The 11,103-nt window shown below is 63.5% G+C and carries 11 protein-coding genes and 1 tRNA gene; 11 read left to right on the forward strand and 1 reads right to left on the reverse strand.

All coding sequences use genetic code 11. The features are described from left to right. Nucleotides 1-14 precede the first annotated feature (14 nt). From ABD842_RS19980 to ABD842_RS20025, 10 genes are all read left to right on the forward strand, one after another. On the forward strand, nt 15-827 hold the full coding sequence (locus ABD842_RS19980; RefSeq protein WP_345117738.1) for a hypothetical protein: 813 nt from the start codon (nt 15-17) through the stop codon (nt 825-827). Then, entirely contained in the window at nt 827-1,369 is a 543-nt protein-coding gene (locus tag ABD842_RS19985; protein ID WP_345117740.1) for a hypothetical protein, read from the forward strand. Before ABD842_RS19980 ends, ABD842_RS19985 begins: the two co-directional genes overlap by 1 nt. Continuing rightward, nucleotides 1,370-3,301 (forward strand): SprB repeat-containing protein, encoded by a 1,932-nt coding sequence (locus ABD842_RS19990; protein WP_345117742.1) that lies wholly within the window; start codon nt 1,370-1,372, stop codon nt 3,299-3,301. Beyond that, the gene (locus ABD842_RS19995; RefSeq protein WP_345117744.1) at nt 3,295-4,758 is read left to right on the forward strand and encodes a hypothetical protein; all 1,464 of its coding nucleotides are present in this window, start codon (nt 3,295-3,297) and stop codon (nt 4,756-4,758) included. Before ABD842_RS19990 ends, ABD842_RS19995 begins: the two co-directional genes overlap by 7 nt. Next, nucleotides 4,755-5,207, forward strand: coding sequence for a hypothetical protein (locus tag ABD842_RS20000; RefSeq protein WP_345117746.1), 453 nt, complete (start codon nt 4,755-4,757; stop codon nt 5,205-5,207). Before ABD842_RS19995 ends, ABD842_RS20000 begins: the two co-directional genes overlap by 4 nt. 10 nt (nt 5,208-5,217) lie before the next feature. Continuing rightward, nucleotides 5,218-8,358, forward strand: coding sequence for a phage tail protein (locus ABD842_RS20005; RefSeq protein WP_345117748.1), 3,141 nt, complete (start codon nt 5,218-5,220; stop codon nt 8,356-8,358). A gap of 288 nt (nt 8,359-8,646) precedes the next feature. Continuing rightward, nucleotides 8,647-8,856, forward strand: coding sequence for a hypothetical protein (locus ABD842_RS20010; RefSeq protein ID WP_345117749.1), 210 nt, complete (start codon nt 8,647-8,649; stop codon nt 8,854-8,856). Next, nucleotides 8,856-9,455, forward strand: a complete 600-nt coding sequence (locus tag ABD842_RS20015; RefSeq protein ID WP_345117751.1) for a recombinase family protein — start codon at nt 8,856-8,858, stop codon at nt 9,453-9,455. The genes ABD842_RS20010 and ABD842_RS20015 overlap by 1 nt, the downstream gene beginning before the upstream one ends. A 43-nt stretch (nt 9,456-9,498) precedes the next feature. Continuing rightward, nucleotides 9,499-9,672 (forward strand): hypothetical protein, encoded by a 174-nt coding sequence (locus tag ABD842_RS20020; RefSeq protein WP_345117753.1) that lies wholly within the window; start codon nt 9,499-9,501, stop codon nt 9,670-9,672. A gap of 90 nt (nt 9,673-9,762) precedes the next feature. Then, a complete protein-coding gene (locus ABD842_RS20025) occupies nt 9,763-10,167 on the forward strand; it encodes a hypothetical protein (protein ID WP_345117755.1) in 405 nt (134 codons plus the stop codon). A 66-nt stretch (nt 10,168-10,233) separates the two neighbouring features. On the opposite strand, the gene ABD842_RS20030 is transcribed toward ABD842_RS20025, so the two are convergent. After that, a tRNA-Arg gene (locus ABD842_RS20030) sits at nt 10,234-10,305 on the reverse strand. A 151-nt stretch (nt 10,306-10,456) separates the two neighbouring features. Between ABD842_RS20030 and ABD842_RS20035 the strand changes: the two genes are divergently transcribed. Beyond that, entirely contained in the window at nt 10,457-10,918 is a 462-nt protein-coding gene (locus tag ABD842_RS20035; protein ID WP_345117757.1) for an organic hydroperoxide resistance protein, read from the forward strand. Nucleotides 10,919-11,103 lie beyond the last annotated feature (185 nt).

Here is an 11,103-nt window from a genome sequence, read left to right on the forward strand (position 1 = left end):
GGCAGTTTTGCCCCATGGAAACACTCGACGTCCACGGCAAACGCTACCAGGTACCCGGCACCTGGAACGAAGTGACCCGGCTGCAGCTGCTCGACGTGCTGCGCATCCTCTACGGCCCTGAAAGCACCTGGCCCCAAAAGCTACGCCTGCTCAGCGTGCTCAGTGGCGTGAACCTGTCGGTGCTGCTGGAGCTGCCGGCCGTGCAGTGCGTGCAGCTCTACGACCTGACCGACTTTGTGTTCGACGAAGAGCAGTGCCTGACCCAGCAGCTGCTGCCGGTGCTGATGCTGCCGGCGCGCCACGACAAGGCCCGCACCAAGTGGGTGGGCCCGCGCAGCGAGTTTCGCAACCTGCTCTTCGGCGAGTTCATTTTCGCCGACACCTACTTCCGGGCCTGGGCCACGCACCAGTCGGCCGAGGCCCTACACCTGTTCCTGGCCGTGCTCTACCGGGCCCAGGTGCCCGGGCTGAGCCCCCGCGACCCACGCTGGCAGGGCGACCAGCGGGAAGCCTTCAACGAGCACCGCCTGGAGCACTTCGCCAGCAAGCTCTGCCACCTCGACGACGCCACCAAGTTGGCGGTGGCCACCTGGTACCGCGGCTGCCGGCGCCAGCTCGAGCAGGAGTTTCCGGAAGTGTTCGACGTGCACGAAACCGACGCCGGCGGCTCCCAGCAGGCCGGCGACTGGGGCCGGGTGCTGCGCAAGCTCTCGGGCGGCGCCTTCGGCCCGGTCGATACCACGGCCCGCCAGAATGTGCGCGTGCTGCTGGCCGAGATGCAGGATGCCGCCCGCGACTACCAAAAAGCCCTTAAAAACGCCAAGTAATGCTCCGCCACTCCCAATACGTCGGCCTGTTGCGCACGCTGGCCACCACCCACAAGAAGATCCAGCACACGCCGGTGGCGCCCCGCTTCGCCCGCGTCATCATCTCCGTCGACCCGATGCAGCGCGTGGTGGACATGCACGAGTTGGGCACGCTGCTCACCAAGCTCAAGGCCGGCCCGGGGGCGCAGGTGCTCGTCGTCGAGTCCTGCACCACCGACTACCTGGACAACGGGGGCGACAACCGCCAGCGCCGCCGGCATGGCGCCTTTATGGTGCTGCAGAAGCTCAAGTCGAACACGGACTACGACGCCATCGAGCATGCCCTGGACGCGACGGAAATCACGGCCGAGCAAATCGTCGGCGGCATTGAGCAGCACTTGGCCGGCCAGGTGAAAGTGCGCCTGGTGCCGGGCTCCCTCGCCGGCGACGACATCGGCCCGCTGGGCGACGGCACCTGGTACGGCCACCGCATGGACTTCGACTTTACCACGCCGGCATCGGCCGCGCTGGCTTACGATTCTTCCGCTTTCAATCCCGCTTAAATGGCGTCTCTATTTCTGTATTACGAAAGTGATGGCCAGCGCTACAACGATGGTAGCGAGGACTACGCCCAGTTTTCGGGTATCCTCTTTCAGTTCAACCCCCTTACCCGGCAGGTCGAATCCGAGGAGGTGTATGCCCGCCAGTACCTCACGCCCGTCATTGGGCCGCCGCCGGTGGACATCAATTTGCCCACGGACGTCGAACTCGGCCGCTACGTCGATGGGCCTTTGCGTACGATCTATTTTCATGATGGTGCCGGTGGGCTGGCCTTCGCCCTGGATACGCTCACCATCACCGCGCAGGTGGTGAGCGCCCGCTGCCACGGCAGCAGCACGGGCAGCATTACCCTCACGGTTGACGGCCTGCCGGGCCCGTATAGCTACAGCTGGGCCGACGGTCCTACCACCACAACCCGCGACAACCTCCCCGCCGGCAGCTACCCGGTCAGCGTCACGTCGACCGACACCGGCGCCGTGGCCACCGCCGTTATCCTGGTCGGGCAGAACAGCCGCATCGACGTGCTGGTGCGCACCACCGACGACTCCATTGCCCTGGAGGTGAGCGGGGGCGTGGGGCCCTACACCTTCCTGTGGGACGATGGGCCCACGACGGCCACCCGCCTGGGCCTGGCCCCGGGCTTCTATGCCTGTATCGTGACGGATTTTCTGGGCTGCCAGGCTGTGACCGTGACCCACGAAATTGAGGCATACCGCTACTATTTCTCCCAAAACCCCATTCAGCTCTTCCGCGACGCCGGCCCCGCCTATCGGGCCGATCCGACCACCAAGCCCAACCTGAGCTTCCGCTGCGAGGTGTACGTGGAGCCCGAGTACCTCAGCGGCGAGTTCGTGCTGGTGGGCACGGTCCTGGAGCAGCCCGCCGACCGCGCCGGCCGCACCACCTTCCAGGTGCAGCAGCTGCTCGATAGCTTTCTGAGCTACCACGTGCCGGCCGTGGGCCAGCGCACCATCACCCGTGCCGACTCCCTGTTCCGGCGCTTTACCCTCAAGCACGCGGAGGTGTTCGGCACGCCCCCGCTGCCCGGGCCCATCACCCCCATGAGTGAAAACTACGTGCTCAAGGGGGGCCTCGACTTTTACGAGCAGGGCGTCAGCACCTTCCTGCAGGGCTACCAGCCCGCCGTGCTGCCCTTTCTGACCTGGCAGCCCAACAACAAGGTTGTGGCCCTGGACCAGCCCGAGTTTCTCTACCATCAGGTGCTCACGGCCGGCGTGACCGAGTTCCAGTTGCGCGTGGTGGTGCGCTACACCGATGGCACGACCCAGGCCCGGGTGGTAGCCAGCCAGGCCGGCGTGCTGCGCTATGAGGTGTACTGCCTGCCCGCCGGTTTTGCCCAGCTGGGCCTGGCCGACGCGCCGGGTAAGCAGGTCGTGAGCTGGCAGGTGTTCGTCACGGATCCTGACGGCGTGCTGCTGAGTGAAAAACGGCACTACCTGCTCGACCGCCGGCCCCTGCGCCGCCACTACCTGCTCTTCAACACCAGCCTGGGCGGCATGGCCACGTTCGCGGCCAGCGGGGACGCCGAGTACGACGTGGAAGTGAGCGGGGAGGAGATGGAGCGCAGCCTGCCGCTGGGCTACGACCCGCTGCAGGGCGACACGGCCGTGCAGCAGCGCCAGCTGCGCCCCGTGCTCAAGGTGGCCAGCGGCCTGCAGCTGGACCGTGCGATGCTGCTGCACCTGCAGGAGCTGCTGCTCAGCACCCGGGTGCTGCTGCTCAACGGCCCGCGCTGGCTGGCCGGCCACCTGAAAACCAGCCGCACGCCCCTGACCGGCGACGCGGCCAAGCTGCGCACGCTGGAGCTGGACTTCTACCTGCCGAGGCAGCAACTCTTCACGCCCCTGCTGCCGGTACTGCCGGCCGGGCTGCCGGTACCGGCAGTGGGCCCTGACGCCGGCGCGCTATGCTAGCCCTGCAGACCCTGCTGGGCCGCCTGGATCTGGCCGCCGGCAGCATTGGCATCGAGTGCCTGAACCCCTACTTCAGCTTCGATAAGGTGCCGGGCACCACGACCTATCCGTTCCAGGTGCCCATGACGCCGGATAACCTGATCCGGCTGAACTTTCCCCACGTGCGCGCCGCCCAGGGGGAAACGCCGGCCCCGGAGCCCGCGGACTTTTACATCGAGGAGCTGCTCTGGCGCGTGGGCAGCCTGCGCTACCAGGGCTGCGACGAGGACAAGCAGCAGCTGCTCTACGACTTCGTGGCTGACGCGGCCGACCTGCAGGCGCAGATCGAGGGCCTTACCCTGCCGACCATGGCGCTGGGGGAAGTGCCCTTTGTGACCGACCCGTTTCAAATGGCCCAGGCCCCGGACTACGCGCTGCCCTGCGTGCGCAACACGCTCTTTTACGGCGCCAAGGACAAGAACCCCGGCTACAGTGGCATCCTGAACCGCTATCGGGACGGTCTTTACGCGGCCGGGCCGCTAACGCCGTTTCTGCGCCTGCAGCCGCTTCTGCGCCGAGTGCTGGCCGCGGTGGGCTACGCCGTCAGCGGCCCCTGGTTTGAGGAAGAGGAGGCTCAGCAACTGGTGGTGTACTCCGATCGGCGCCATGATCCGGCCGTGGCCGTGCTGCAGGTCAACCGCCACGTGCCCGACATCAGCCCGGGCGAGCTGCTGGTGGCGGTGCAGAAGCTGCTCGGCCTGGGCTACGACTTTCTCCCGGCCCGCCGGGAGCTGCGCATCACCTCGCTGCGCTACGTGATGGCCGACCCCACCTACATCGACCGGGCTGGGGCCACGGCCCGCACGACGGCCGCGGCCAACGGGGGCTACCTGCTGAAAATGGGCCTGGAGTCGGGCGATGAGCTCAACAAGACGCTCGATACCAGCTGGGCGGAGCTGCGGATAGGAGCGGGCAAAACCACGCTCGACACCGGTGCCGGCACGCTGCACATGGTGCGCGAGGCCGACCCGCTGGATCCGGGCCGGCTCTGGCTGGTCCCGGCCGTGGAAGTGCCGGGGGCCACGACGGAGTTGGGGCTGAGCGACGAGAGCCGCTGCGGGCTGCGCCTGCTCTACGACCGGGGGCTGCAGCCTGCCTCGGGCGGCGATTTGTACCCGCTGGCCAGCAGCGGCAGCGAAACCTACGCCGGCGTGAGCTGCGGTACTGAGCAGCTGCACTGGGCCGGGGTGCAGGGCCTCTACGCTCAGCGCCACCAGGCCTGGCTGGAATTTCTGGACCGGGCCGGGGAGGAGGAGCGCACCGTGCCCTTCGGCATCGCCGACCTGCTCACGCTCGTGCCGGCGCGCAAGGAAATGGTGGGCTTCCGCAAGTACTTCTGGCAGCGCATCTCCCTGAGCGTGCCCGTCAACGCGCCCCTGGAGCAGGCCCGCATCACCCATCGACACGTCCGCTTGTGAGCACTATCCTAGACTTGGCTACGGCCGAGAAAGAAATGGCCCTGAAGTGGCTGGAGTTTACCGTCGCCGGCTTCGTCAAGAACATGCGCCAGCTGCGCATCAAGGATACCGGGGCGCTGATGGCCAGCTTTAAAAAGCAGGTTATCGCTACGGCTGACGGCCGCCTGCAGCTGGACCTGAGCTACGCCCTGTATGGCAAGTTCATCGACATGGGCGTGGGCCGCGGCATGGGCCTGGGTGTGAAAAAGGGCGACGACGGCTTCGACCGGATCCGCAACAGCCGCGGCCAGCTCAAGCGCTACGGCCGCAAAGCCCGCAAGTGGTACTCCAAGGAGCTGGCCTTCCAGACCAAGCGCCTGGCTGAACTCATGAGCGAGCTGCATGGCACCATCCTGATCAGCACCGTGGCAGATGCCCTGCCCACGGAAACAATAGCCATTACCTTTTAACTAACGCCTCATGGCTGATAATAACGAAGAGCGGAAGATTAAAATCCTGCTCGATGCCGTGCAACCGAATGCCAGCATCAAGGAAATGACGGCCGGTGCGGCCCTGATGAACAATCAGCTGGCTAAGATGTCGGCCGACGACCCGGGGCGTGCCAAGCTGCAGGACGACTTCGCTCGTTTGTCCCAGCGTATCAAGGCCACCGGCGTTGAGCTGCGCACCGTTATCAAAACGGAGGAGGAACTGGCCGACGAGCATCGGCAACTCGCAGCGGCCGCCGCGAAGGTCAACCAGGAGAATGCCGACGTAGTCGTCAATGGTAAGAAAGTCACCGCTTCGTTTACCGAAATGAAGCTGGCTGCTAACCTGCTGGAGAAGGAGCTGCACGAACTCTCAGCGGATGATCCGAACCGGGCCAAGCTGCTCAAGGATTTCCACGCCCTGCAGGACCGAATCGGTGGCGTGAAGCATGAGCTGAACGGCATGAAAAAGGGCCTGGGCGACGCCACGGAAAGCGGCGGCTTCTTTAAGCAGACCATGGCCAGTGCCCTGGGTGTGTTCACCGGCGCCAGCCTGCTGGAGGTGGCGCAGGGCGTGGGGAATTTCCTGACCTCGTCGCGGGAGGAGTTCCAGGCCAGCGCCCGGGTCACGGCCGACCTGAATGCCACGCTGCAGAGCACGCGCATGGCCGCCGGGCTGACGGCCGACGAAATCACGCGCATCGGGGAGGCCCGGGCCAAGGTGACATTGTTCGACGACGACGACACGAATCGGGCCTCGTCGCTGCTACTTACGTTCACCAACATCAAAAAGGGCGTTTTCGAGGAGGCGGTACCCGCCATTCAGGACCTGGCCCAGAAGATGGCCGGCGACGGCCCGGCCGACCTGAAGGGCGCCTCGATTCAGGTGGGCAAGGCCCTGAACGACCCCATCAAGGGCATCACTGCCTTGAGCCGGGTGGGCGTGAGCTTTACCGAGCAGCAGAAGGAGCAGATTACGGCCATGGTGAAAGCCGGCGACACGGCCGGCGCGCAGCGCATCATCCTGGCTGAGCTGAACAAGGAGTTCGGCGGCTCGGCCGAGGCGGCCCGCAAGGCCGCCGGCGGCGTGGCCACGCTCTCGATGCGCTACGGCGAGTTCAAGGAGCAGGTGGGCGAGAAGGTGTCGGCGGCGCTGAACATGGCCAGCCAGTGGTTTGGCCGGCTGCTCGACAAGTCGCAGCCGGTCGTCGACGTGTTCGTGGACCTGTGGGAAGAGGCCGCCAAACTCTACAGCAACCTCTACGATATTGCTGAGGGCCTGGGCCTGGTGTCGGAAAACGGCGACTCGGCCGGTTTCGTGGCCAAAACGCTCACCTTCCTGTTCACGCTGCTGCTGGCCCCGATCAAGGCAGTATATGGGGTGGTCAACTTCCTGGCCGACAGCTTTATCACCCTCTACAATAAGAGTGAGGTGTTTCGCGGCTCGGTCGGTGGCCTGGTCGAGGTATTTAAGCAGATCGGTGTTTCGGCTCTGAACTTTCTGGGCGGGGTGGGCGACCTGCTGATCGGCATCTTCACGCTCGACACGGCCAAAATCAAGTCGGGGCTGAAGGCCACCTTCGACGGCGTGGCCGATCTGACCTACAAATCGGGTATCAACGCGGCCGAAAACTTCGCCAAAGGCTACGCCGACTCGAAGGATAAGCGCATCGTGCGTAAGTCGGCCGCTACGGCCGAGGCCACTGAGCAGAGTGGGGGCGGCACGCCGGCGGCCGCTGAGGCACCGGAAGGCCCCTCGACGAAGGACGTCGAAAAGGCAGCCAAAGAGCGCAAGAAAGCACAGGACATGGCCGATAAGGAACGCCTGGAGGCCATCAAAGCCTGGGTGAAGGAGGAAGGGCAGCTGATGAGCGGCCGCAACTCCCTGCTCACCCAGCTCGGGGAGCGGGCCATGAACGATGAAATGGCCCGGCGGGAGCAGCAGCGGCAGAAGCTCTTCGACGACGCGACTAAAAAGGTGGCGCAGCTCACCGGCACCGAGCTGGACTACACCGAGCAGGTAAAGGCCATCGTCGAGGACCGCGACCTGCAGTTGCGCGAGTTGGCGGCTAAGTATGCTGACGACGAGGAGAAGCGCCGGCAGCAGGGCATCGATACCAGCATCCAGCAGCTGCAGGCCGAGGAGCAGGAGCAGCTGGCCCGGCTGGAACTGGCCCTGGCCAACGGGGTGCTCAATGAGCAGGCGTATCAGGACGCCGTATTTGCCGTGAAGCAGGCGGCCTTTGACCGGGAGCTGGCGCTGATTAGGCTGAAGAACGGGGAGGAGTCGGTCGAATACAAGAAGCTGGCCACTGAGAAGCTACGGAGTGAGGCGGACTATGTGACCAAGAAAAAGAAGCTGGACGAAGGGTTGTCGCTCTTCGAAAAGGGCTTGCAGACGGTGAAAAAACTCGTGGGCCTGGAGGAAGTCAGTGGGCTGGCGGAGGTATTCGGGAAGAAATCTGTCATCTATAAGACGGCGCTGGCCGCGCAAAAGGCAATAGCCATTGCTGAAATCGGGATGAGCTTGCCCAAGCAAATGGCGGCCAATGCCGAGGCCGGCGCCAAAATCTCGGCCATAGCCCCGCCTGTTTCGATTCCCCTGGGCACGGCCTACACCATCGGGACCAACATCCTGGCGGGCATCAATGCGGCGGCCGGTATTGCCAAGATTTCGGGCTTCAGCTTCCGCTCGGGTGGCCGCACCAGCGGTGGGGGCGGGACCACCGATCTGGCCGGGCTGCAGGTGGCGCCCAGCGGCAAGCTGCTAGATGCCGAGGGATTCGCCGTGGCGGGTCTGGTGCACGAGAACGAGTACGTAATTCCGGAGTGGATGCGGGCCGACCCGAAGGTGGCCCAGATGGAGCAGTACCTGGAGACCCGCCGGCTACGCGGCTACCTAGCCGGCGGCCCCACCAGCCAGAGCAGCCAGCCGGTAGGTGTCGATGTCGACGAGTTCGGCAGCAACTCGCCGGCGGCCGCGCTGCTGCAGCAGTTGCTGGCTGAGCAGCGGGAGCAGAATGAACGGATGAACACCTGGGCCCGGGAACTGAAGGTGATCAACTCCCTGCACGATCTGGACCAGGACTACACCACGTTTAAGAGGGTGAACAACGGCGGCATCGGGGGCTGAAGTGGCCTCCAATAAACGTTGCCAAAATCAGCCCCTGAAAACGCGTTTTTCGGGGGCTTTTTCGTGGGGTCAAAAACCCTCCAGTAAACAGGTGTTTATTGGAGGGGTCTTGGTAGCTTTGGACATGAAGATTAATTCAGATGCCGAGTACGAGCAGGCCCTTGAGGAGTTTCTGCGTTTAGCGACGGAAAGCCAGGAAGCTAACTACACGCGCTTGATAGAATTACGGGACGCCATCGATCTGTACGAGATTGAGCAGGGCCACGAACCACCTCAGCCTAGTGAGGTATGAAGGTGACCAACATTCCCGGCGGCCGCGTGGCCATCGAATTTCAGGACGGCAGCCAAATCATCTGCGCGACGTGGGTCCAGCCCCACGCCGCAGCACTGGAGCCGAGCACCATCAAGGACCTTATCCTGCAGGCTGCCGCCGGCGACGTCACCGCCCGGGCCCGTCGGCACTACCTGGAATTTAACTACAAGCTCAACCTAACTTAATGCGAGTAGCCATTTACGCCCGGGTGTCGACGAAGGACAAAGGGCAGACTACCGACAACCAGCTGCCCGACCTGCGCCGCTATGCTGAAGCGCACAAGTTCGACGTGGTGCAGGAATACATCGAGGAGGAATCGGCCGGTACCGGCAATCGTGCCCAGTTCAAGGCGCTGTTCGACGACGCCCGCAAACGGCGCTTCGACGTGGTTCTGTTCTGGAGCCTGGACCGCTTTAGCCGCGAGGGCGCCCTGGCCACGCTCAACTACCTGAACCAGCTTGAGTCCTGGGGCGTGGGCTATAAGTCGTTTTCAGAGCAGTACTTGGACTCGACCGGGCTATTCAAGGAAGCCATCGTTTCAATCCTGGCCACCATTGCCAAGCAGGAGAAGGTGCGGCTCAGTGAGCGGGTAAAAGCAGGCCTGGCGCGCACGGCCGCCAAGGGCACCCGGCTCGGCCCGCCCTCGAAGGACCAAGCCGTCGTTGACCAGGTGCGCGCCCTGAAGGCCACCGGCATGTCGAACCAGGCTATTTCGAAGGCCATGCACATTTCGCCCAGCACTGTGGCCAAGTACCTGACGCCGGTCGGGGCCGATGGCGCATAGCCCTGGCTTTCGGTACCCTTACGCCTGGGAAGTCGGGGCGAGTGTGCGCCCGACCGGCGGCAAGCCGGCCAAAGTGACCCACCGGCTGCGGCTGGAGCTGCCCGATGGCACTTGGCACAACATTTACTGCCTCGAAAACGGGCACTGGGATGCTTACTTCGAGGACGAGCTGAGCCTGGGCCACCTGAACTGGCCGCCGCCGCCCTGGACGGTTTAGCAGTGAATTCCTGTCCTTTTCGGGGGCACCTGATCGGGTGAGTTTTGGGCTCTTGTTTCACAAAACCCATTTCTAACCCAATCAACCCTCATGAAAAGAATGCTGATGGCGGGCTTACTCGGCCTGCTCCTCATCGCTTCGCCGGCAACGTATGCCAGGCCGGCGCCTCACAGTACCAGGCACGAGCTGGCCACGGCCCAGCACATCGACGTGCAGATCTGCTACGACGTAACGGTGGCCACGGCCGCCGGCGTCGTCGACACCCAGCGCTTCAGCGCGCAGCGGCCAGCTGCTTCGGTGGCCACCGTTGCCCCGCGCAGCCAGGCCACCAAGTTCAACACCTACCACCAGGTGCAGCTGCGAAGTAGGTGGGTCAAGCGCCATGGCCAGTGGTATAAGGTGTTCTACAAGAAAGGCCAGAAGCATCCCTACAGGGCAGATATTCCAGTGGATCCTGGTCGATCAGGTAGTAATGGCGTGAAGGGACTGAGCTAAACTGCCCCCTAAACTGCCCCCCTAAATGAAAAAAGCCCCTCGGCATTACGCTGAGGGGCTTTTTCGTGGTCGCGCTAGGAATCGAACCTAGATCAAGAGCTTCGGAAACTCTCATACTATCCGTTGTACGACGCGACCAGGGTTAGCTGCTGTGGAGCAAAAGTAACCAGAAAAACATGTGCGGCCAAACCCGGAGCGCATTTGAAGCCCGTATTATGACCTGCCGGGGGATAACCTTAACGTAGTCAGGACAGTTAAATAGCTGCACAATCACCTACTCATTCCCAGTATGAAAAAGACCCTGTATACGGCCGATGCTACGGCCACCGGTGGCCGTAGCGGCCACGTCCGCTCTGCCGATAGCATCATCGATCTGGCCATGTCGGTGCCGGAAGGCCTGGGCGGCAAAAAAGGCGCTACCAACCCCGAGCAGCTGTTTGCGGCGGGCTATGCTTCCTGTTTTCAGCAGGCCCTGCTCGTGGTGGCCGGCAAGCAAAATGAGCAGCTGGACCCCGCCAGCACGGTGCAGTGCTCCGTGACCTTATTTCAAGAAGGCGAGGCGTATGGGCTTAGCGCGGTGCTGCACGTCGACCTGAAGGGTATGGACGCGCAGAAAGCGCAGGATATGGTGACCAAAGCACACGAAATCTGCCCCTACTCCGTCGGGACCCGCGGCAATATGGAGGTTGAGCTGCAGGTGGCCGGTCAGGCTATTGGCGCTGATACCGCCAGCGCGGCCCAGAACGCCTAAGCACTTTCCCTAAAACGAAAAAGCAGTCCTTCTACCCTGGTAGAAGGACTGCTTTTTCGTTTTAGGGAAAGTGCCGGCGGCTAGTGCTTAGTCAGGAGAGTTTTTTGAACAAAAAGGCAGATTGGACGTTGCTTTTGGATGGGAAGACCAATCACACCATTTGTCCTGTCGTCGACTGACCGCCA

This window comes from Hymenobacter algoricola (assembly GCF_039539525.1).
In the GTDB taxonomy this organism is placed as follows: domain Bacteria; phylum Bacteroidota; class Bacteroidia; order Cytophagales; family Hymenobacteraceae; genus Hymenobacter; species Hymenobacter algoricola.